Origin of the sequence: Kitasatospora sp. NPDC053057 (assembly GCF_044546945.1) — a bacterium.
Taxonomy (GTDB): domain Bacteria; phylum Actinomycetota; class Actinomycetes; order Streptomycetales; family Streptomycetaceae; genus Kitasatospora.
This window is the reverse complement of record NZ_JBITZP010000028.1, coordinates 40,830-61,701: the sequence shown is the minus strand read 5'-3', so window position 1 is coordinate 61,701 and position 20,872 is coordinate 40,830. Positions and strand designations below refer to the sequence as shown.

19 protein-coding genes and 2 tRNA genes are annotated in these 20,872 nt (G+C 71.3%); 15 read left to right on the top strand and 6 right to left on the bottom strand.

The window, feature by feature from the left end:
• The first annotated feature begins 284 nt into the window (after window positions 1-284).
• On the top strand, window positions 285-482 hold the full coding sequence (locus ACIG5E_RS26420) for a hypothetical protein (RefSeq protein ID WP_396537327.1): 198 nt from the start codon (window positions 285-287) through the stop codon (window positions 480-482).
• 35 nt (window positions 483-517) lie between these two features.
• On the opposite strand, the gene ACIG5E_RS26415 is transcribed toward ACIG5E_RS26420, so the two are convergent.
• Window positions 518-1,312 carry a DUF6348 family protein gene (locus tag ACIG5E_RS26415; protein WP_396537325.1) on the bottom strand — a complete coding sequence of 265 codons (795 nt, stop codon included), beginning with the start codon at window positions 1,310-1,312 and terminating at the stop codon, window positions 518-520.
• 189 nt (window positions 1,313-1,501) lie between these two features.
• Here ACIG5E_RS26415 and ACIG5E_RS26410 point away from each other — a divergent pair, with 189 nt between their 5' ends.
• The gene (locus ACIG5E_RS26410) at window positions 1,502-2,041 is read left to right on the top strand and encodes a hypothetical protein (RefSeq protein ID WP_396537323.1); all 540 of its coding nucleotides are present in this window, start codon (window positions 1,502-1,504) and stop codon (window positions 2,039-2,041) included.
• 47 nt (window positions 2,042-2,088) lie between these two features.
• On the opposite strand, the gene ACIG5E_RS26405 is transcribed toward ACIG5E_RS26410, so the two are convergent.
• A tRNA-Gly gene (locus ACIG5E_RS26405) sits at window positions 2,089-2,159 on the bottom strand.
• Between the two features lie 159 nt (window positions 2,160-2,318).
• Between ACIG5E_RS26405 and ACIG5E_RS26400 the strand changes: the two genes are divergently transcribed.
• The 5 genes from ACIG5E_RS26400 (at window position 2,319) to clpX (ending at window position 7,218) form a co-directional block, all read left to right on the top strand.
• Window positions 2,319-2,392, top strand: a tRNA-Pro gene (locus tag ACIG5E_RS26400).
• 295 nt (window positions 2,393-2,687) lie between these two features.
• Window positions 2,688-4,076 (top strand): trigger factor, encoded by a 1,389-nt coding sequence (gene tig, locus ACIG5E_RS26395; protein ID WP_396537321.1) that lies wholly within the window; start codon window positions 2,688-2,690, stop codon window positions 4,074-4,076.
• Between the two features lie 268 nt (window positions 4,077-4,344).
• The gene (locus ACIG5E_RS26390; protein ID WP_380613737.1) at window positions 4,345-4,962 is read left to right on the top strand and encodes an ATP-dependent Clp protease proteolytic subunit; all 618 of its coding nucleotides are present in this window, start codon (window positions 4,345-4,347) and stop codon (window positions 4,960-4,962) included.
• Between the two features lie 56 nt (window positions 4,963-5,018).
• The gene (locus tag ACIG5E_RS26385) at window positions 5,019-5,681 is read left to right on the top strand and encodes an ATP-dependent Clp protease proteolytic subunit (RefSeq protein WP_396537319.1); all 663 of its coding nucleotides are present in this window, start codon (window positions 5,019-5,021) and stop codon (window positions 5,679-5,681) included.
• 247 nt (window positions 5,682-5,928) lie between these two features.
• A complete protein-coding gene (gene clpX, locus ACIG5E_RS26380; protein WP_030283761.1) occupies window positions 5,929-7,218 on the top strand; it encodes an ATP-dependent Clp protease ATP-binding subunit ClpX in 1,290 nt (429 codons plus the stop codon).
• Between the two features lie 72 nt (window positions 7,219-7,290).
• Here the strand turns inward: clpX and ACIG5E_RS26375 are convergent, their stop codons facing one another.
• Complete coding sequence (locus ACIG5E_RS26375) at window positions 7,291-8,094, bottom strand: hypothetical protein (protein ID WP_396537317.1); 804 nt, start codon at window positions 8,092-8,094, stop codon at window positions 7,291-7,293.
• A 91-nt stretch (window positions 8,095-8,185) separates the two neighbouring features.
• Window positions 8,186-9,037 carry a hypothetical protein gene (locus ACIG5E_RS26370; RefSeq protein ID WP_396537315.1) on the bottom strand — a complete coding sequence of 284 codons (852 nt, stop codon included), beginning with the start codon at window positions 9,035-9,037 and terminating at the stop codon, window positions 8,186-8,188.
• 130 nt (window positions 9,038-9,167) lie between these two features.
• Here ACIG5E_RS26370 and ACIG5E_RS26365 point away from each other — a divergent pair, with 130 nt between their 5' ends.
• Window positions 9,168-11,804: a valine--tRNA ligase gene (locus ACIG5E_RS26365; RefSeq protein ID WP_396537313.1), complete on the top strand. Its 2,637-nt coding sequence runs from the start codon at window positions 9,168-9,170 to the stop codon at window positions 11,802-11,804.
• Window positions 11,805-12,121: 317 nt separating this feature from the next.
• Window positions 12,122-12,646, top strand: a complete 525-nt coding sequence (locus tag ACIG5E_RS26360) for a hypothetical protein (protein ID WP_396537311.1) — start codon at window positions 12,122-12,124, stop codon at window positions 12,644-12,646.
• 48 nt (window positions 12,647-12,694) lie between these two features.
• Here ACIG5E_RS26360 and wecB read toward each other — a convergent pair whose 3' ends face one another.
• Complete coding sequence (gene wecB / locus ACIG5E_RS26355) at window positions 12,695-13,846, bottom strand: non-hydrolyzing UDP-N-acetylglucosamine 2-epimerase (RefSeq protein ID WP_396537397.1); 1,152 nt, start codon at window positions 13,844-13,846, stop codon at window positions 12,695-12,697.
• Window positions 13,847-13,896: 50 nt separating this feature from the next.
• Window positions 13,897-15,330 carry a glycosyltransferase gene (locus ACIG5E_RS26350; RefSeq protein WP_396537309.1) on the bottom strand — a complete coding sequence of 478 codons (1,434 nt, stop codon included), beginning with the start codon at window positions 15,328-15,330 and terminating at the stop codon, window positions 13,897-13,899.
• Between the two features lie 231 nt (window positions 15,331-15,561).
• Between ACIG5E_RS26350 and ACIG5E_RS26345 the strand changes: the two genes are divergently transcribed.
• The 6 genes from ACIG5E_RS26345 (at window position 15,562) to mreD (ending at window position 20,856) form a co-directional block, all read left to right on the top strand.
• A complete protein-coding gene (locus tag ACIG5E_RS26345; RefSeq protein WP_396537307.1) occupies window positions 15,562-16,953 on the top strand; it encodes a bifunctional folylpolyglutamate synthase/dihydrofolate synthase in 1,392 nt (463 codons plus the stop codon).
• A gap of 1 nt (window position 16,954) precedes the next feature.
• Window positions 16,955-17,299 (top strand): DUF4233 domain-containing protein, encoded by a 345-nt coding sequence (locus ACIG5E_RS26340; RefSeq protein ID WP_188305455.1) that lies wholly within the window; start codon window positions 16,955-16,957, stop codon window positions 17,297-17,299.
• Window positions 17,300-17,401: 102 nt separating this feature from the next.
• Window positions 17,402-17,815, top strand: coding sequence for a nucleoside-diphosphate kinase (gene ndk, locus ACIG5E_RS26335; protein ID WP_396537305.1), 414 nt, complete (start codon window positions 17,402-17,404; stop codon window positions 17,813-17,815).
• A 319-nt stretch (window positions 17,816-18,134) separates the two neighbouring features.
• Complete coding sequence (locus ACIG5E_RS26330) at window positions 18,135-19,160, top strand: rod shape-determining protein (RefSeq protein WP_030283777.1); 1,026 nt, start codon at window positions 18,135-18,137, stop codon at window positions 19,158-19,160.
• Window positions 19,161-19,257: 97 nt separating this feature from the next.
• Entirely contained in the window at window positions 19,258-20,211 is a 954-nt protein-coding gene (mreC, locus tag ACIG5E_RS26325) for a rod shape-determining protein MreC (RefSeq protein ID WP_396537303.1), read from the top strand.
• A gap of 3 nt (window positions 20,212-20,214) precedes the next feature.
• Window positions 20,215-20,856: a rod shape-determining protein MreD gene (gene mreD, locus ACIG5E_RS26320; protein ID WP_396537302.1), complete on the top strand. Its 642-nt coding sequence runs from the start codon at window positions 20,215-20,217 to the stop codon at window positions 20,854-20,856.
• Window positions 20,857-20,872 lie beyond the last annotated feature (16 nt).

Sequence of the window (20,872 nt, the reverse complement as noted above, 5' to 3'; positions counted from 1 at the left end):
AAACTCGTCTCGCACCGCAGATTGTCGACGCTGGGCTGACTGTCAGACCTTTACGCAATCGGCACGGTCGACCACACTGAGTCCGGGCGGGACTGTTTCAGGATTCGGGGGATGGGGGGCGACACGTGCGACACACCAGACGGCTGGCCGACGCGGGCCCCCTCACCGGCGCTGCGCCGGACGGTCCGCGATTCCGCCTCGGGACCGTCGGACAGGCCGGGGTCCGGCTTCGCAGGCGCCGCCGGGCGGCGGCGCCACGCTATGAAACGAGGAAGTGAGTCCGGGTGGCACTCTCCGTCTCCGCGCTGGTCCTGTTCGCGATCCTGTGCGTCATCTTCATCCGGAACAAGCAGCTGAAGATCCCGCACGCGATCGTCGCCGCCCTGTTCGGCTTCATGCTGCACGAGACCACGATGGCAACCTCGATCAATTCCCTGCTGGCCAACCTGGCGCACAGCATCTCCAGCATCACCGGCGGCTGATCGGGCCGGGTCGACGGCCTGCCCTCCGCCGGGGGCTACCGGCCGGCCCGCCTGGCCTCCCGCCAGCGAGCGAACAGTCCCCGGGGGCGCGCCGCCGCCGGGGCCGGAGCACGTACCGGCACGGGTGCCGCGGCACCCGCCGGCGCGGGCGCGACCGGTGCTGCCCGCTCCGCCGTCAGCAGCACGAACAGCCGCGCCCAGCACAGCCGTTCGCCGCGCGGCCAGTCCAGCGCGCGCAGCGCCGCGGAGGCCGCCTCCGACACCTCGCCGCCCACCCGGACCTCGGCGACGTCGTCGCCCGCCTTCCCGCCCAGGAAGAGCTTCACCCCGACCGGGCCCGGCCCGACCAGCTCCCGGCGCAGCGCCGGAGCCAGCGCGGGCAGCACCCGGTGCTCGGCGAGCCAGGCCGCCAGGTGCTCGTTGCCGAAGCCGAACACCGCCGCCGGCCCCTGCACCGCCCGCCAGCCCGGGAGTTCGGGCAGGTCCGGGTGGTCGGCGTGGACCCCGCGTCCCTCCGCCAGCTCGACCAGTACCGAGGCGGTGGTGGTCGCCCACATCTTCACCGCGTTCGCGAGCTTCTCCTCCTCGGTCTTGCCGAGGCCGGCCGCGCAGTCCCACACCACCGGCGCGTCCGCCCGGCCCAGCTGCAGCACGAAGCCGAGGTCCACGTGCCCGGCGCCGCCGTCGTCCCCGGGGTGCTCGCGCACCGCCACCGCCGTGGTGCCCGGTCCGCGCACCACCTCGCCGTCCGGCAGGAAGACCTGGCCCAGCCGCGCCATCTCCCGGACCACACAGCGCTGTATGACGGCCAGTCGCTCCTGCGGACGCACCGGGACTCCTCCACCTCGGGAGCGCGGCGCGTGAGTCGCGCTCGAACTGCGCTCGAACGCCGCCGAGGCTATCGGCCCGACCGCCGTGCGGGAAACCGCGCGCGCAGTCCGAATCTCCGGTCGCGAAAATGTCCTGAATGCCCCACTTTGGGGAGCGGAAACCGAAGGTCGCCCGCCTGGAGAGCCCGCATGCCCCGCCCCGCCCTGACACCCCGTCCGCCGCACCCGCTCGCGTGGGACGGCTCCGGCCTGGTCGCCGAGATCGAGGCCTACCTGGCCTCGCTGCCCGCCCCCGCCCGCGCCCCCGGGCCGTACGTCTGCCGGTACGGAAGCACCCTGAGCCCCTGGAACGCCGGCCACCCGGCGCCCCGGGCCACCCTGCTCGACCGGGCGCTGCGCCGCCCCGCCCGGCCCGTCCCGGTCACCGCCGCCGACCACCTGCGGCTCGCCTCCCGCTACATCGGCGCCCACGGCTGGCTGCAGGGCGCGATGTGGGACGGGGCCGGCCGGGTCTGCCTGCTCGGCGCCCAGGCGGCCGTCCTGGCGTACGGCTACGGCACCCCGGCGACCGTGCGCACCGCGCGGGTCCAGCTGATGGAGGTGCTGCACGCCACCGGCCGCCCGGCGCACTCCCCGGACGAGTACAACGACCGCCCCACCACCCGGGAGGGCGACGTGCACCGGCTGCTCGACCGGGCCGCCGCCCGGGCCGCCCGGCTCGGGCTCTGAAACGACGACGGCCCCGGTGCGCTGGGCACACCGGGGCCGGACTTCGGAGCGGGCGACGAGAATCGAACTCGCGTGACTAGTTTGGAAGACTAGGGCTCTACCATTGAGCTACGCCCGCGCGACCCCCCAGCCGTCTCCGGCCGGAAGTTCGGGGGACAGCCTACCTGCTCCGGCCGCTTCCGTGCACACCGCATTCCGCGCGCCCCCCTCTTCCGTCGCGCCCCGAATAACTCGGCGAGCCGTACAGGCCCGGCGTGTACGCTTCCTCTCGGCACCACGGGGTGTGGCGCAGTTTGGTAGCGCGTCCGCTTTGGGAGCGGAAGGCCGTCGGTTCGAATCCGGTCACCCCGACAGTGCGGCAGGGTCTCGCCCACCGTGGCGGGGCCCTGTTCTGTTGGGGCGGTACGGTGGCGTCTGGCGTCCGCCTTTCGTGGTACCGGTAGGATGGGGCGCTGGCGGTAGTCCCTGTGGCGTCAACCCAGGTCAACCGCACGAGGGCGAGGAGTCAAGCTCACCGTCCACCCACACGGGAGATGCAGCTCCAACCGCCCATCGCCCGTCTCGTCCGACCCACCCGTTCCGGCTCCGGCCGGGCGCGCGGGGCGGGCGGAGACAACCTGACCGCAAGCCCATAGGAGACCTAACCGTGAAGAGCGCCGTCGAGACTCTGAACCCGACCCGGGTTCGACTCACCGTCGAGGTGCCCTTCGAGGAGCTCAAGCCCAGCCTCGACGCGGCGTACAAGAAGATCAACCAGCAGGTCACGGTTCCGGGCTTCCGCAAGGGCAAGATCCCGGCTCGCGTCATCGACCAGCGCTTCGGCCGCGGTGCCGTGCTGGAGGAGGCCGTCAACGACGCCCTGCCGCGCTTCTACACGCAGGCCGTCGACGAGGGCAAGATCGAGGTCCTCGGCCAGCCCGACATCACCAACATCGAGGGTGTCGAGACGATCGCCGACGGTGGCGACCTGAAGTTCACCGCCGAGGTGGACATCCGTCCCGAGATCACCCTGCCGGAGTTCTCCTCCATCGAGGTGACCGTCGACCCGATCGCCGTCTCCGACGAGGACATCGAGAAGTCGCTCGAGCAGCTGCGCGAGCGCTTCTCCTCGGTCAAGGACGTCGAGCGCGCCGCGGCCGCCGGCGACATCGTCGTCGTCGACCTCGTCGCCAAGGTCGACGGTGAGGTGCCGGATGACGGCACCGCCACCGGCGTCAGCTACGAGATCGGCTCGGGCCGCCTCATCGACGGCATCGACGAGGCCGTGACCGGCCTGTCCGCCGGCGAGGAGAAGACCTTCGAGACCGAGCTCAAGGGTGGCACCCAGGCCGGCAAGACCTCCGAGGTCACCGTCACCGTCACGGCCGTCCAGGAGAAGGAGCTGCCGGAGCTGGACGACGAGTTCGCCCAGCTGGCCAGCGAGTTCGACACCCTGGAGGACCTGCGCGCCGACTCCCGCAAGCGCCTGGAGCGCATGAAGGAGTACGACCAGGCCACCCAGGCCCAGGAGAAGGTCCTCGACGCCCTGCTCGCGCTGGTTGAGATCGAGTACCCCGAGAAGCTCCTGAAGGACGAGATCGAGACCCGCAAGCACAACGTCGAGCACCACCAGCTCGAGCCGATGGGCCTGAACCTCGACACCTACCTGGAGACCCAGGGCAAGACCCGCGAGGAGTGGGACGCGGAGATCGAGGAGCAGGCGAAGAAGGGCATCAAGACCCAGTTCGTCCTGGACCAGATCGTCGCCAACGAGGAGCTGGGGGTCAACCAGGAGGAGCTCACCGAGCACCTCATCCGCCGCGCCGCCGGCTCGGGCCTCACCCCGGACCAGTTCGCCCAGCAGGTCGTCCAGGGCGGCCAGGTTCCGCTGCTGGTCGGCGAGGTCGCCCGCGGCAAGGCGCTGGCCACCGTGGTCGAGGCCGCCAAGGTCGTCGACACCGAGGGCAACGAGATCAACTTCGACGACGAGGACGAGACGGCTGAGACCGTCGACGCCTCCGCCGAGGCCGCTGCCGAGGAGGGCACCGAGGCCTGAGTGCCCCGGTAGCCCCCTGAGGCGACACAGCGGGCCCGGACGCCGTACGGTGTCCGGGCCCGCTGTCGTCCCACCGCGCGCGGCGCGACCCTGCGCTCACAGCGAACAGTTCTGCGTGAGGGATTCTGCGGCCGGGCCTGCGCGTTAGGGTCCTTGGACAGCAACAATCACGACGTGATACCCGGAAGCTGTGCGACATCGTGACGGCCGCGGAGCGACCGTCCAAATCGACTGAGCAGGTGGCTAAGTGACGTTCCCGCAGATGCAGATGCCTGGCCCGATGGCGCCGCACGCCGCCGCTGGTGACGTGCTCGGCGGCCTTGGCGACCAGGTCTACAACCGGCTGCTGGGCGAGCGGATCATCTTCCTCGGCCAGCAGGTCGACGACGACATCGCCAACAAGATCACCGCCCAGCTGCTGCTGCTGGCCGCGGACCCCGACAAGGACATCTTCCTCTACATCAACTCCCCCGGTGGCTCGATCTCGGCGGGCATGGCGATCTACGACACCATGCAGTACATCAAGAACGACGTCGTCACCATCGCGATGGGCATGGCGGCCTCGATGGGCCAGTTCCTGCTGACCGCCGGCGCCAAGGGCAAGCGCTTCTCGCTGCCGAACGCCAACATCCTGATGCACCAGCCCTCCGCGGGCCTCGGCGGCTCCGCCACCGACATCCGCATCCAGGCCGAGCAGCTGCTCCGCACCAAGAAGCGGATGTCCGAGCTGATCGCCTTCCACAGCGGCCAGTCCTTCGAGCAGATCACCCGGGACTCCGACCGCGACCGCTGGTTCACCCCGGAGGAGGCCCTGGAGTACGGCCTCATCGACGCGATCATGCACAGCGCCGCGGACGTCCCCGGCGGCGGCGGCACGGGCGCCTGAGCCTCGGCCCGGCCCACGAGACCACAGCCACAACGCCCCGGAGGACAAGAACCCCCATGAACATCCCCAGCCTGTCGGCCGCCAAGGCCCGCGTCGAGGACATGCGCGCCGAGGGCCGCTACATCGTCCCGCGGTTCGTCGAGCGCACCACGCAGGGCATCCGCGAGTACGACCCGTACGCCAAGCTGTTCGAGGAGCGCATCATCTTCCTCGGCTCGCAGGTGGACGACGTCTCGGCCAACGACATCATGGCGCAGCTGCTGTGCCTGGAGTCGATGGACCCGGACCGCGAGATCCAGATGTACATCAACTCGCCCGGCGGCTCGTTCACGGCCCTGACGGCCATCTACGACACCATGCAGTACGTCAAGCCGGACATCACCACGGTCTGCATGGGCCAGGCGGCCTCCGCGGCGGCCGTGCTGCTCGCCGCCGGCACCCCCGGCAAGCGGATGGCGCTGCCGAACGCCCGCATCCTGATCCACCAGCCGTACACCGAGACCGGCCGCGGCCAGGTGTCCGACCTGGAGATCCAGGCCAAGGAGATCTTCCGGATGCGCGAGCAGCTGGAGCAGATGCTCTCCAAGCACTCCAACAAGTCGGTGGAGCAGGTGCGCGACGACATCGAGCGCGACAAGATCCTGACCGCCGAGGAGGCCGCCGAGTACGGCCTGGTCGACCAGATCATCTCCACCCGCAAGACCTCGCTGACCTCCTGAGGCCGGCACCGACGGGGCGGGGCGCGCACCCGGTTGCGCGCCCCGCCCCGGCCCGTCGGCGGGTTCGGCCACGGCATCTGTTCGGTATCAATTCGCCCAGGGCGTAGGGCAGACCCGGCGAAGAGGACGGAATCACGGGCCCGGCAGAGTACCGTCGGATAGCGAGACCGAGCGCCGTCGGCGCGGACGGTCCACAGCACCAGGCCCCGGAACCCCTGCGGGGCCCCTGGCGAAGGGGAAGCACCTCGTGGCACGCATCGGAGACGGTGGCGACCTGCTCAAGTGCTCGTTCTGCGGCAAGTCGCAGAAGCAGGTGAAGAAGCTGATCGCCGGCCCAGGCGTGTACATCTGCGACGAGTGCATCGACCTGTGCAACGAGATCATCGAGGAGGAACTCGCCGAGACCTCCGAGGTGCGCTTCGAGGAGCTCCCGAAGCCGCGTGAGATCTACGAATTCCTGGACCAGTACGTGGTCGGCCAGGACCTCGCCAAGAAGGCGCTGTCGGTGGCCGTCTACAACCACTACAAGCGCGTCCAGGCGGGCGAGGCCGGTCGTAGCGGCGGCAACGGCCGCGAGGACGCCATCGAGCTGGCCAAGTCGAACATCCTGCTGCTGGGCCCCACCGGCTCCGGCAAGACCCTGCTGGCGCAGACCCTGGCCCGGATGCTGAACGTGCCGTTCGCGATCGCGGACGCCACCGCGCTGACCGAGGCCGGCTACGTCGGCGAGGACGTCGAGAACATCCTGCTCAAGCTGATCCAGGCGGCCGACTACGACGTCAAGAAGGCCGAGACCGGGATCATCTACATCGACGAGATCGACAAGGTCGCGCGCAAGAGCGAGAACCCGTCGATCACCCGCGACGTCTCCGGCGAGGGCGTGCAGCAGGCGCTGCTGAAGATCCTGGAGGGCACCACCGCCTCGGTGCCGCCGCAGGGCGGGCGCAAGCACCCGCACCAGGAGTTCATCCAGATCGACACCACCAACGTGCTGTTCATCGTCGGCGGCGCGTTCGCCGGCCTGGAGCGGATCATCGAGGGCCGCGCGGGTGCCAAGGGCATCGGCTTCGGCGCCAACATCCGCTCCAAGCGGGAGTCGGACGCCAGCGACCACTTCCGCCAGGTGATGCCCGAGGATCTGGTGAAGTTCGGCATGATCCCCGAGTTCATCGGCCGTCTGCCGGTGATCACCAGCGTGCACAACCTCGACCGTGAGGCGCTGCTGCAGATCCTCACCGAGCCGAAGAACGCGCTGGTCAAGCAGTACCGCAAGCTCTTCGAACTGGACGGCGTGGAGCTGGAGTTCTCCCGGGACGCGCTGGAGGCGATCGCCGACCAGGCGATCCTGCGCGGCACCGGCGCGCGCGGTCTGCGGGCCATCATGGAGGAGGTGCTGATGTCCGTGATGTACGAGGTCCCCTCGCGCCAGGACGTCGCCCGCGTGGTGGTCACCGGGGACGTGGTCTCCAAGCACGCCATCCCCACCCTGGTCCCGCGCGACATGATCAAGCGCGAGCGCCGCGACAAGAGCGCCTGACGCCGGAAGACGTACGAAGGGGCCCCGCACCGGATCCGGTGCGGGGCCCCTTCGCGGTTGCGGGCCGGGCGACTACTTCGGCACCTCGGCGACCGCGCGCAGGTCGCGGGTGTCGGCGGCGAGCTTGTCCACGTCGGGCTGGCTGCCGTCGTCGGAGCCCTTCAGCACCATGACGACGCTGCTCTTGTCGGCCCAGGCGCAGAGGGCGAGCTTGCTCTCGCCGTCCTCGGACGTGGCGCAGTCCATCTGGCCGCCCTTGGGGCCCGGGTCGACCGAGTGCCGGTCGGTGACCTTGGCGCCGGCGCCGGTGAAGCCGCTGAACATCTGGTCCAGCTCCTGCTTGGGCAGCAGCACCTTGCCGTAGACGCCCACCGCGATCAGCTGGGGGTTGGAGTCGGAGTCCTGGTAGACCCCGGCGACGCCGGTGGGCTTCCAGTTGCCGTCGCCCTGGCCGATCTTCGAGGTGAGCTCGTCCTGGATCTTCCCGGTCACCGCCGGGTCGTCGTTGGCCTTGAGATCCTTGAAGGTCGCCGGGAAGGCGATCTTCTGGGTGCCCGCGTTGCTGGTCGTGTCCCAGACGAAGTACCCCAGGGCGCCGCCGACGATCACCAGCACGGCGGCGATGGTGCCGAGCACGATCCACAGCGTCCTGCGGGACTTGCGCGGCGGCACCGGCGCGTAGCCGCCGTAGCCGGGGTAGCCCCCGGGCGCCGCCTCCGCGTACCCCGGGTACCCGCCGGCCTCCGGCGCGCCGGGCGCGGGGTAGCCGGGCGGCGGGGCCTGCGGCGGGATGCCGCCGTAGCCGGGGGCGGCCGGCGGCGGCGTCGCCGGGTAGCCGGGCTGCGGCGGGGGCCCGTAGGGGTTCTGATCGGACATGCGAGGCCCTTTCTGGGACGTCACGCGTGGATGCCGCCGGAAGCTCCGACGGTGCGGTGGTGCTGCGGTGTGCCCCGGGTGCGCGCCCGGGTTACTTGGCGACCTTCATCGCGTCGCGGATGGCGCGGGCCTTCTCGGCGGCCTGGTCCGGGGAGAGGGCGTCCTTGGCGAAGGTCACCCGGGCGTAGGTCGACTTGTCCGCCCAGATGCAGACGGACTGGCTCTTGGCGAGCAGGGTGTAGACGCCGCAGGAGAGCCGGCCCGAGGAACTGTGGCTGTCCTGAGCGGGTTCGTCGGTCAGCGGCGTGGTCCAGGTGAGGCCGTTCCCGCCCTTCTTGGCGTCCTCGAGCATCTGGCCGGGGTCGTTGATGTTCCCGTAGAAGCCGGCCACCGAGAGGCCGTCCGTCAGGTCGCCGCCCTTGGTGTAGCTGGCGATCACGACGGTGAGGTTGCTGCCGTACTTGCCGGCGTCCTTCGCCTCGGGCTTGGACGTGTCGACCGGCTCCTCCTTGGCCGACTTCTGGGTGTAACCACCCGGGAGGGTCTGCGGCGTGGCGATCTTGTAGTTGCCGCCCGAGTCGCCGCCCAGGAACTTCCACGCGGCGAAACCGCCGCCGCCGAGCACCAGGGCGCCGATGACCAGGCCGACGACCAGACCGCCCTTGCCCTTGCGCGGCGGCGCCGGGTAGCCCGGCTGGCCGTACGGGCCCTGCGGCGGCACGCCGTACTGCGGCTGCGGCTGCGGCTGGCCGTAGGGCTGCTGGGGCGGGTAGCCGTACTGGGGCTGCGGCGCGCCGTACGGCTGCTGCGGCGGCGGCCCGCCGTAAGGCTGCCCCCCGTAGGGCTGTCCCTGCGGATACTGCTGCTGTCCTTGGCCGTACATCAGTTCCTCGTGCTCCCCCGCCGCACCTGCGGCCGATCTGGTGGTGGTAGTTCCGTGCACGTCCGGTCACCCGGACGAGTGCCCGGGCACGCTACCGCACGGCGCCCGCCTCGGCGCTGTTCGGGCGGGGGGAGTCCGCGGACCGAAAGCGGTTCGTAACCAGCGCCCCCGGTTACGTAAACTGTGCGTCGTGACCGACACGACGAACCAGCGCCCCGTGAGCACCACCGGGGACGATGCGGCAACCCTCCCGACGACCTACACCCCCGCGGACGTAGAGGGCGAGCTGTACGAGCGCTGGGTAGAGCGTGGCTACTTCACCGCGGACGCGAAGAGCGACAAGCCCGCGTACACGATCGTCATCCCCCCGCCGAACGTCACCGGCGTCCTGCACCTGGGCCACGCCTTCCAGCACACGCTGATGGACGCGCTGACCCGCCGCAAGCGCATGCAGGGCTTCGAGACGCTCTGGCTGCCCGGCATGGACCACGCCGGCATCGCCACCCAGAACAAGGTCGAGCAGCAGCTCGCCGAGTCCGGCCTGTCCCGGCACGACCTGGGCCGGGAGGCCTTCGTCGAGAAGGTCTGGGAGTGGAAGAAGAGCTACGGCGGCCGCATCCTCGGCCAGATGCGCCGCCTCGGTGACGGCGTGGACTGGTCGCGCGAGCGCTTCACCATGGACGAGGGCCTGTCCCAGGCCGTCCAGACCATCTTCAAGCGCCTGTTCGACGACGGTCTGATCTACCGCGCCGAGCGCATCATCAACTGGTGCCCGCGCTGCCTCACCGCGCTCTCCGACATCGAGGTGGAGCACGAGGAGGTGCCCGGCGAGCTGGTCTCGATCCGCTACGGCGAGGGCGAGGACTCCATCGTCGTCGCCACCACCCGGGCCGAGACGATGCTGGGCGACACCGCCGTGGCCGTCCACCCGGAGGACGAGCGGTACAAGCACCTGATCGGCCGGACCATCAAGCTGCCGCTGACCGACCGGGAGATCCCGGTCGTCGCGGACGAGCACGTCGACCCGGAGTTCGGCACCGGCGCCGTCAAGGTGACGCCCGCGCACGACCCGAACGACTTCGCCATCGGCCAGCGCCACAACCTGCCGAACCTGACCGTGATGGACGACCACGGCGCGATCACCGTGCACGGCCCCTTCCTCGGCATGGACCGGCTGGAGGCCCGCTCGGCCGTCGTCGGCGCGCTGCGCGAGCAGGGCCGGATCGTCGCCGAGAAGCGCCCGTACATGCACGCCGTCGGCCACTGCTCGCGCTGCCACACCGTGGTCGAGCCGCGGCTGTCGCTGCAGTGGTGGGTCAAGGTCGAGCCGCTGGCCAAGGCCGCCGGCGACGCCGTCCGCGACGGCAAGGTGGAGATCCACCCGAAGGAGCTGGAGCGCCGCTACTTCGACTGGGTCGACAACATGTACGACTGGTGCATCTCGCGCCAGCTCTGGTGGGGCCACCGGATCCCGGTCTGGTACGGCCCCGAGGGCGAGGTCGTCTGCGTCGGACCGGACGAGCAGCCGCCGACCGGCGAGGGCTGGCACCAGGACCCGGACGTCCTGGACACCTGGTTCTCCTCCGGCCTGTGGCCGTTCTCCACGCTCGGCTGGCCGGAGAAGACCGCCGACCTCGAGAAGTTCTATCCGACCGACGTCCTGGTGACGGGCCACGACATCATCTTCTTCTGGGTCGCCCGGATGATGATGTTCGGTCTGTACGCGATGGACGGCCAGGCGCCGTTCAAGACCGTCGCCCTGACCGGTCTGGTGCGCGACGAGTTCGGCAAGAAGATGTCGAAGTCCTCCGGCACCGCCGTGGACCCGCTGGACTGGATGGACGCCTACGGCGCCGACGCCGTCCGCTTCACCCTGGCCGGCGGCGCCAACCCGGGCGCCGACGTGCCGATCGGCGAGGACTGGGTCAAGGGCTCGCGCAACTTCTGCAACAAGATCTGGAACGCGACCCGCTTCGCGCTGATGAACGGCGCCACCGTCGAGGGCCCGCTGCCCGCGCCGGAGGAGATGACCGCGGCCGACCGCTGGATCCTGTCGCGGCTGAACACCACCGTCGCCAAGGTCGACGCGCTGTACGACGACTACCAGTTCGCCAAGGTCTCGGACGCGCTGTACCACTTCGCCTGGGACGAGGTCTTCGACTGGTACGTCGAGCTCTCCAAGACCACCCTCGGCAAGGGCGGCCCGCAGGCGGACGCCTCTCGCCGGGTCCTCGGCGAGGTCCTGGACGTCACCCTGCGGCTGCTGCACCCGATCGTCCCGTTCGTCACCGAGGCGCTGTGGACGACGCTCACCGGCGCCGAGTCACTGGTCGTCACCGAGTGGCCGAAGGACAGCGGCTACCGCGACGCCGCCGCCGAGGCCGAGATCGCCACGCTGCAGCAGGTGGTGACCGAGGTCCGCCGGTTCCGCTCGGACCAGGGCCTGCAGCCCGCGCAGCGCGTCCCGGCCCAGCTGGAGCTGACCGGCACCGTGCTGGCCGTGCACGAGGACGCGATCCGCTCGCTGCTGCGGCTGACCGTCCCCGAGGAGGGCTTCGCGGCCACCGCCTCGCTGCCGGTCGCCGGTGCCACCGTCGCGCTGGACCTCTCCGGCACCATCGACGTCGCGGCGGAGCGCAAGCGCCTCGCCAAGGACCTCGCGGCCGCCGAGAAGGAGAAGGCCCAGACCACCGCCAAGCTCGGCAACGAGGCCTTCCTGGCCAAGGCGCCGGACGAGGTGGTCGCCAAGATCCGGGGCCGCCAGGAGGCCGCCGAGGCCGACATCGCCCGGATCACCGCCCAGCTCGCGGCCCTGCCGCAGGGCTGAGCCGCCGGAGCCCGACGAAGGGCCGCACCCCGCGACGCGCGGGGTGCGGCCCTTCGGGTTTTCCGGCGCGTGCGCCGGGCGTGCGTTCTTCCTGCGACTAATAGGGCAGCGGCTACGCCTAATAGAGCAACAAACATTGCTCCCTTCCGGCGAATATTCATCCTGGACCGGGTGAGGTCCTATTCCGAGCGAATTGATTCCGGTCTTGCCCGCGCGCTTTCGCGGAAGTTTCCAGGTCGGATGTGTACGGTGTGCACGGAGTTTCCGAAGGCGTTTCCGCTGAGCGTTCCTGCTGAGCGACGGACGGAGGGCATGGCGTGGTGGTGACCGAGGAGTTGGCCCAGGAACTGCCTGCCGAGGCGGTCGAGGAGGCCAAGGCCAGGGCGGCGACGCTGCTGCTCGCCTTCCGGCACGGGAACCAGCTCGCGTTCGACCACGAGCTGGACCTGCTGCTGGCGGAGAACATCGAGCGGGAGGTGACCACCCTGCTCACCTGGATCGCCGCCGAGGCCGTCCGCAAGGCGTACGCCCCCGAGGTCGGCGACCGGGTGCTGCGGGCGATGGCGCGGCGGGCCCCGGAGGACAGCGCGGCGGTCCAGGTGGACGAGGAGACCGCGAACGCCGCCCAGCTGATCGAGGCGGTCGCGGACGGCCGGGTGGCCGAGGTCCGTGGCCTGGTCGCCGCCACGGCGGACACCACCTACCTGCTCGGTGGCCTGCTGCAGGGCGTCGCGATGATGCTGCCACTGCTGCCCGAGGGTGAACTGGCCGAGATCACCGCCGAGTTGCGCCGCCGGCACGGCGGCACCGCGCACGTCCCGGAGGCCCGGGCCGGGGTCTGACCCCGTCGCGCCCGGAGCGGACGGACACGATTCGGCCCGTCAGCAGACCTAGGCGGCCAGTGGCAGCGCCCCGGCCGCAGTGCGGTCGGCCAGCCCGGTGGCCAGCGCGGTGGTCAGCGCGGCGATCCGGGCCGAGGCCAGGCCGTCGCCGTACGGGCTCGGGGTGGCGGCCAGCCGGGCCAGTCGCTCGGGGGTGTCGGACAGCCAGGCGCGGGCCAGCTCTCCCAGCTCCTCGCCGGGCCGCACCAGGGCGGCGAAGCCGGCCTCCACCGCCTCCGGGCGTTCGGTGGAGCGGCGCACGACCAGCAGCGGGCGGCCGAGCACGGTGCACTCCTCCTGCACGCCGCCGGAGTCGGAGAGCAGCAGCGCGGCGTGGCTCGCCAGTCCCAGGAAGTCGCCGTAGCCGACCGGACCGGTGACGGCCAGTCGCTCCAGCAGGCCGTCCAGCCCGAAGCGCTCGACGGCGGCCCGGGTGCGCGGGTGCATCGGGAACAGCACCGGGGTCCCGGCCCGGGCGATCCGGTCAAGCTCGGCGAGCACGGCGCCGAGCGCCTCGGCGGTGTCGGTGTTCTCCGGGCGGTGGACGGTGGCCAGCACGTACCCGTCCGGGCGCAGCCCGTGCGCGGCGAGCAGCGCGGCGCGGGTGGCCCGGTCCGGCAGTTGACGGCGGACCACCTCGACCACGGTGTTGCCGGTGAGCTCGATCCGCCGCCGGTCCAGGGACTCGGCGCGCAGGTTGGCGACGTTGTCCTCGGTGGCGGCGCAGAGCAGGTCCGAGACGTGGTCGACCATCACCCGGTTGTGCTCCTCGGGCATCGCCCGGTCGTAGCTGCGCAGCCCGGCCTCGACGTGCACCAGCGGGATCTCCCGGGCGTTGGCGGCCAGCGCCCCGGCGAGGGTGGCGTTGGTGTCGCCCTGGACGACCACGGCGGCGGGGCGGTCCTCGGCGAAGGCGGCGTCCAGCTGGCCGAGGGACTGGGCGATCTGCCCGGCCCGGGGGCGGCCGCCGACGCCGGTGAGCAGTTCCGGCCGGGGCAGGTCGAGGTCGCGCAGGAAGCGGCCGGACATCGCCTCGTCCCAGTGCTGGCCGGTGTGCACCAGCCGGGTGGCGTCGCCGAGTTCGTGGATCAGCGGGGCGAGCTTGACCAACTCGGGGCGGGTGCCGAGGACGACGGCGACGCTGTTGGGGGGCAGGCACATGCTCATGGGGGCTCCGGTGGGACGTGGGGGAGGGGCCGGGTGGGGGCGGCTCAGGACTCGAGCGCGGTGGGGGCGCCGACGGCGACCTTCTCGGCGTTGCGCCGGGTCTTGGCCCAGCCGTTGCGGCCGAGCAGCATCCGGACGGCGGCCCGGGAGGCGACCACGAAGAGGTGGTAGGCGTAGAGCCAGACCAGGACGCCCCAGAGCAGCCCGGTGAGCCGGCGCCGGTCCGGGTGGACGGCGCTGCGGTAGGACAGGCCCCAGAGCACCATCGGCAGCGTGGCGAGCACGAAGGCGAGCAGCATCCACGGGCCGAACCGGAGCTGGAACTCGGCGGTCTCGGCGGGGAAGAGCACCAGCCCGGCGGTGGTGATGGCGAGCGAGAGCGGGAAGAGCAGCACCAGCGCTACGCAGACCACGGGCTGCAGGAAGGTGTACAGCACCTCGGCCTTGCCGGACGCCGTGTAGTGCGGGGAGCGCAGCACCCGGCCGGTGTAGCGCAGGCACTGCATGTTGCCCTGGGCCCAGCGGGTGCGCTGGGTGAGGAAGCGGCGCAGCGAGACCAGGCCCTCCTGGGAGACCTGGGCCTCGGTGACGTGGGTGAGCCGCCAGCCGGCCAGGCGCAGGTCGAGGCCGGACTCGTAGTCCTCCAGCAGGGCGCGTTCGGGCCAGGGGCGGCCGGCCCGGCCCTCCTCGGCGGTGAGCGAGTCGAGGGCGGTGAGCCGGACGAACTGGCCGTTGCCGCCGAGGCCGACGCTGCCGGTGCGCCGGCGCAGCAGTTGCATGCCGGCATTGTTGGCCTGGAACTCGACGTCCTGCATCCGGACCAGGGCGCGGGCGAAGGCGTTGGCGGTGCGGCCGCGCCCGGGCAGCGGGCGCTCGTCGTCGGCGTTGCGCATCCGCACGCCGATCTGGACGGCGCCGGTGTCGGGGCGGCCGAGGGCCTTGGGGTTGCAGACCTGGCCGAGGGTGCCGGGGTCGAGCTGTCCGTCGGCGTCGACCACGCCGATCACCACGCGGGAGCGGTCGGTGGATTCGGGCAGCCAGGCGGAGATCTCGCGGTAGGCGGCGTTGAGCGCGGCGCCCTTGCCGATCCGGGCGTGCGGGCGGCGGCGCTGGACGAGGTGGACCCGGGGGTCGCGGGCCGCGGCGGTGAGGACGAGTTCGCGGGTGGCGTCCTCGCCGTCGTCGTCGATCACCCACAGGTGGGCCTCGGGTGCGCCGGCCCGCAGGCCGTCCAGCGTCTGGGTGACCACGGCCTCCTCGTCGCGGCAGGGGATGACCAGGTGCCACTGGAAGGCGGTCGGGTCGCCGGGCTCGGCGGGCCGGTGGTGGCGGAAGGCGTGGCGGGAGCCGGCCCAGTACACGAGGAAGCGTCCGAAAACGAAGGCCATGTAGCCGACGAGCGCCAGGGAGATCAGTCCGGCGAACCAGACGACGGCGTCCTGGCGGAGCACGATCCAGTCGTGCAGGGCGTCGGGCATGGCGCAGTGCTCCTCATGATCAAAGGCTGTCGGCTCCTGATGGTTACGAATCGATGCCTCATTGCTATCAAGACTCGCTAAATCAATAGTAAAGGGATCAAATTGGAGTCTTGGGGCAAAGTCGGGGCAAAGTGGCCGTTCTCACCCCGCCGCCCGCCCTGCCGCGACCCCGCTCGCGCCATCGCCCTCACCCTGTGGGGCCGGGCCGCCACCGCTCCGTAGACTGGGGGCGTGAGCGACAAGGCCGACCCGAATCCGTACACCCTCCGCCCCACCGACGGCGACACCGGCGACGCCCTGCGCGACGTCGAGCTCGAGCTCTCCAGGCGCTGGCCGGAGAACAAGCTGGAGCCCTCGCTCGACCGGATCGAGGCGCTGATGGACATCCTGGGCCAGCCCCAGCGGTCCTTCCCGTCCATCCACATCACCGGCACCAACGGCAAGACCTCCACCGCCCGGATGATCGAGCAGCTGCTCAACACCTTCGAGCTGCGCACCGGCCGCTACACCAGCCCGCACGTGGAGACCGTCACCGAGCGGATCAGCCTGGACGGCGCGCCGATCAGCCCCGAGCGCTTCGTCGAGGTCTACCGCGACATCGAGCCCTACGTGCAGATGGTCGACGCCGCCCAGTCGGTGCCGATGTCCTTCTTCGAGGTGCTCACCGGGATGGCCTACGCCGCCTTCGCCGACGCCCCGGTGGATGTCGCGGTGGTCGAGGTCGGGATGGGCGGCTCCTGGGACGCCACCAACGTCATCGACGCCGCCGTCGCCGTGATCACCCCGATCGGGCTGGACCACACCGACAAGCTCGGCGAGACCACCGGCGAGATCGCGGTCGAGAAGTCGGGGATCATCAAGTCCGGCGCCGTCGCCGTGGTCGCCCAGCAGCAGCTGGACGCCGCCCAGATCATCCTGCGCCGGGCCGTCGAGGTGGACGCCACCGTCGCCCGCGAGGGCATGGAGTTCGGCGTGATCCGCCGTGAGCTCGCCATCGGCGGCCAGCTGGTGACGCTGCGCGGACTCGGCGGCGAGGAGTACGAGGACCTCTTCATCCCGCTGCACGGCGAGCACCAGGCGCACAACGCGGCGCTGGCGCTGGCCGCGGTCGAGGCCTTCTTCGGCGTCGGCGGCGCGCGCGGCGGTCAGCTGGACGTCGACAAGATCCGCCAGGGCTTCTCCGGCGTCTCCTCGCCGGGCCGCCTGGAGGTCGTCCGCCGCAGCCCCACGATCCTCCTGGACGCCGCGCACAACCCGCACGGTGCCCGGGCGACCGTCGCCGCGATCTCCGAGTCCTTCGGCTTCACCCGCCTGGTCGGTGTGATCGGCACCTCGGGGGACAAGGACGTGGCCGGCGTGCTGGAGGCCTTCGAGCCGATCCTGGCCGAGGTCGTCATCACCCAGAACTCCACCCACCGCGCGATGGACGTGGACGTGCTCGCGGCCCTGGCCGTCGAGGTCTTCGGTGAGGACCGGGTCCAGGTCGAGCCGCGGCTCGACGACGCCATCGCCGCCGCGGTCACCCTGGCCGAGGAGGAGGGCGACCTCGGCGGCGCCGGGGTGCTGGTCACCGGTTCGGTCATCACGGTGGGCGAGGCCCGCCTGCTGCTCGGGAGGAAGTGACATGAGGACGCTCTGCTCCTCGACGCTGATCGGCGAGGCGTTGCTGGTGCTCTTCGCGGCGCTGGTCGCGATGCAGCTCTCCAGCGTCTCGACGGCCACGGTATGGATCGTCAGCGGCATCGCGATGGCGCTGTGCATCGCGCTCTGCGGCATGATCAACCGCCCCGGCGCGGTGCAGATCGGCTGGGCGCTGCAGATCGGCCTGATCGCCAGCGGCTTCGTCCTGCCGACGATGTTCGGCCTCGGTGTGGTCTTCGCCGGTCTGTGGTGGTGCTCGGTGCACTACGGCCGCAAGGTCGACGAGTTCAAGGCCGCCCGCGCGGCCGCCGAGGCCCAGGCCGCCTGACGGCCGGAGCACCGGGCGGGGCCGGGGGAACCGACCGGTCGTTCACGCAAGGTAACCTCTGCCCCATACCGCATGCCGTACCAAATCCCCAGGAGACGCACCGTGTCCCAGCGCACTCTCGTCCTGCTCAAGCCCGACGCCGTCCGCCGCGGCCTGGCGGGCGAGATCATCAGCCGCATCGAGCGCAAGGCCGGCTGGCAGCTGACCGCCGTCGAGCTGCGCACCTTCGACCGGGAGACCCTGGAGACGCACTACGCCGAGCACGTCGGCCGCCCGTTCTACGAGCCGCTGCTGGAGTTCATGACCTCCGGCCCCTCGATCGCGATGATCATCGAGGGTGAGGAGGTCGTGAAGGGCATCCGCATGCTGGCCGGCGCCACCAACCCGCTGGAGGCCGGCTCCGGCACCATCCGCGGCGACTACGCGACGATCACCCGCGAGAACCTGATCCACGCCTCCGACTCCCCGGAGTCCGCCGAGCGCGAGATCAAGATCTTCTTCCCCGCGCACGCCTGATCCCCGAGAGCGAAGCGCCCGGCAGGACGTCGTACTGCCCCGGTCGGGACCATTGGCCCGGCCGGGGCATTCTTATCGTGAAATAGGGAACTGGGGAGGCCGACACGGCGTCCCAATCCTGGGAGAAGCGATCACGCTCCGGACAATGGACGGTATGCCCCACGCCGACGTCCGTACCGCGAGGCGTGACTACGATGGACGCGACTCAAGGGCCCGGTAAGGCAGCTCAGCTGGTCTCCGCCCAAGCGTGGGCGCACGCGTCCGTCCACCTCCATGAACTCCGAGCCCGGGAAGGCACCCACACCCCATGGCGAGCAACCTGTCGTTCATCGGCCGCGACTTGGCGATCGACCTCGGAACAGCCAACACGCTGGTGTACGTCAGGGGCAAGGGGATCGTCCTCAACGAGCCGTCCGTCGTCGCGGTGAACACCAACACCGGCGGCATCCTCGCGGTCGGCGCCGAGGCCAAGAAGATGATCGGCCGCACCCCGGGCAACATCGTCGCCATCCGCCCGCTCAAGGACGGCGTGATCGCCGACTTCGAGATCACCGAGCGGATGCTGCGCTACTTCATCCTCAAGATCCACCGGCGCCGCTACCTCGCCCGCCCGCGCGTCGTGGTCTGCGTGCCCTCCGGCATCACCGGCGTCGAGCGCCGCGCCGTCATCGAGGCCTCCTCGCAGGCCGGCGCCCGCCAGGTGCACATCATCGAGGAGCCGATGGCCGCCGCGATCGGCGCCGGGCTGCCCGTCCACGAGGCCACCGGCAACATGGTCGTCGACATCGGCGGCGGCACCACCGAGGTCGCCGTCATCTCCCTCGGCGGCATCGTCACCGCCCAGTCCATCCGGGTGGCCGGCGACGAGCTGGACAACGCGATCGTCCAGCACATCAAGAAGGAGTACTCCCTCCTCCTCGGTGAGCGCAGCGCCGAGCAGATCAAGATGAGCATCGGCAGCGCCTACGGCCTTGAGGGCGAGAAGGACGAGCACGCCGAGATCCGCGGCCGCGACCTGGTCAGCGGCCTGCCCAAGACCGTGGTCATCTCCGCCGCGGAGGTCCGCGCCGCCATCGACGAGCCGGTCAACTCGATCATCGACGCGGTCAAGACCACCCTCGACCAGTGCCCGCCCGAGCTGGCCGGCGACGTGATGGACCGCGGCATCGTGCTCACCGGCGGCGGCGCCCTGCTGCGCGGCCTGGACGAGCGGCTGCGCCGCGAGACCGGCATGCCGATCCACATCGCCGAGAACCCGCTCGACTCCGTCGCCCTCGGCTCCGGCAAGTGCGTCGAGGAGTTCGAGGCGCTCCAGCAGGTACTGGACGCCTCACCGCGCCGTTAGCACCACAGCGAAGAATCCGACACTCAACTGAACGGGCCGCCGCCCGGGCCCCACAGCCCCGGGCGGCCGCCAGGTACGAAGGGGCAGTACCAGCACCGTGAGGGACACACGAGAGAGCCGGCTGCTGCTCATCCTGCTGGTGGCCGTCGCCTTCGCGCTGATCACCGTGGACATCAAGGGCGGTGAGGACTCCCCGCTCGGCCCGGCCCGGCACGCGGCCGCCAGCGTCCTCGGCCCGGTCGAGCGCGGCGCCGCCAGCGTCGTCAACCCCGTCGCGAACACCGTCCGCGCCTTCCGCGACACCGCCACCGACAGCGGCCGCACCGACCAGCTCGCCCGCGAGAACACCGAACTGCGGCAGAAGCTCGCCTCCTCCGACATGGCCACCGGGCGCACCAAGCAGCTGGACGACCTGCTGCGCACCGCCGGCGCCGGCGGCTACACCGTCAAGGCCGCCCAGGTCATCGCGATCGGCCCGGCCCAGGGCTTCTCCTGGACCATCACCATCGACGCCGGCAGCGACGACGGCCTCACCCGCGACATGACGGTCATCAACGGCCAGGGCCTGGTCGGCCGGGTCACCACCGTCGCCCGGACCACCGCCACCGTGCTGCTCGCCTCCGACCCCGGCTTCTCGGCCGGCACCCGGCTGGAGGGCAGCGGCGAGATCGGCTTCGCCTCCGGCGGCGGCGACAGCCCGATGAAGGTCTCCCTGCTCAACGGCAAGGCACAGGTGAAGAACGGCGACCGGCTGGTCACCTTCGGCTCGCAGAGCGGCCGCCCCTTCGTGCCCGGCGTCCCGGTCGGCAAGGTCGTCGAGGTCCAGGCCAACGCCGGCCAGCTGACCAAGACCGTCCTGGTCGAGCCCTTCGTCCAGTTCACCCGGCTCGACCTGGTCGGCGTGGTGGTCGTGCCGCCGCGCGCCGATCCGCGCGACGCCGTGCTGCCGCCCGCCCCCACCCCGGGGCAGAGCCAGGCCCCGGCCGCGCCCGCCCAGCCGACGACCACCGCGCCCGCCACCCCGCCCGCCAAGCCCAATGGGGGGAACTGAGCCATGCGCCTCGCCCGCATCCCCGTCTCCGCCGCGCTGATCCTGCTCGGCCTGATCCTCCAGGTCAGCGTCTTCGGCCGGCTCCAGCTCCCGGGGGCCACCCCCGACATACTGCTGCTCATCGTGGTCGGCCTGGCCATGGTCTACGGGCCGACCGGCGGCTGCCTGGTCGGCTTCTCGGCCGGACTGCTGGCCGACCTCGCACCGCCCTCCGACCACGCGATCGGCCGCTACGCCCTGGTGCTCTGCCTGATGGGCTACGCCGCCGGGCTGCTGCGCCCCGAGCACGGCCGCCAGCGCTCCGTCTCCAGCGCGCTGCTGGTGGTCGGCGCCGCGGCGATCGCCTCCACCCTGCTCTACGCGATGGTCGGCGCCCTGGTCGGCGACACCGCGGCCCGGCACGTCGGCCTCGGCGGCCTGGTGATCAGCGCGCTGCTGTACGACCTGCTGCTGGCCCCGTTCGTGGTGCCGCTGGTGATGCTGCTCGGCCGCCGCTTCGGGCGCGACCCGGTGGCCGCCGCCAGCGACGACGACCAGGGCGGCCCGGGGCTGGGCACACTGGCTCGCTACCGCACCACGCGTGAGGTCTCGGCCGGCCCGTCCTACAAGAAGCGGCGCATCCCCGGCTTCGCCCGGCGCCCGTAACGGGCCCCGCGGTCCG

Excerpts from the sequence above, each read along its gene's own strand:
- ACIG5E_RS26410 (WP_396537323.1), top strand. The coding sequence starts at position 1,502 with ATGCCCCGCCCCGCCCTGACACCCCGTCCGCCGCACCCGCTCGCGTGG.
- ACIG5E_RS26390 (WP_380613737.1), top strand. The coding sequence starts at position 4,345 with ATGCCTGGCCCGATGGCGCCGCACGCCGCCGCTGGTGACGTGCTCGGC.
- ACIG5E_RS26385 (WP_396537319.1), top strand. The coding sequence starts at position 5,019 with ATGAACATCCCCAGCCTGTCGGCCGCCAAGGCCCGCGTCGAGGACATG.
- ACIG5E_RS26375 (WP_396537317.1), bottom strand. The coding sequence starts at position 8,094 with ATGTCCGATCAGAACCCCTACGGGCCCCCGCCGCAGCCCGGCTACCCG.
- wecB (WP_396537397.1), bottom strand. The coding sequence starts at position 13,846 with ATGTGCCTGCCCCCCAACAGCGTCGCCGTCGTCCTCGGCACCCGCCCC.
- ACIG5E_RS26350 (WP_396537309.1), bottom strand. The coding sequence starts at position 15,330 with ATGCCCGACGCCCTGCACGACTGGATCGTGCTCCGCCAGGACGCCGTC.
- ACIG5E_RS26340 (WP_188305455.1), top strand. The coding sequence starts at position 16,955 with ATGAGGACGCTCTGCTCCTCGACGCTGATCGGCGAGGCGTTGCTGGTG.
- mreD (WP_396537302.1), top strand. The coding sequence starts at position 20,215 with ATGCGCCTCGCCCGCATCCCCGTCTCCGCCGCGCTGATCCTGCTCGGC.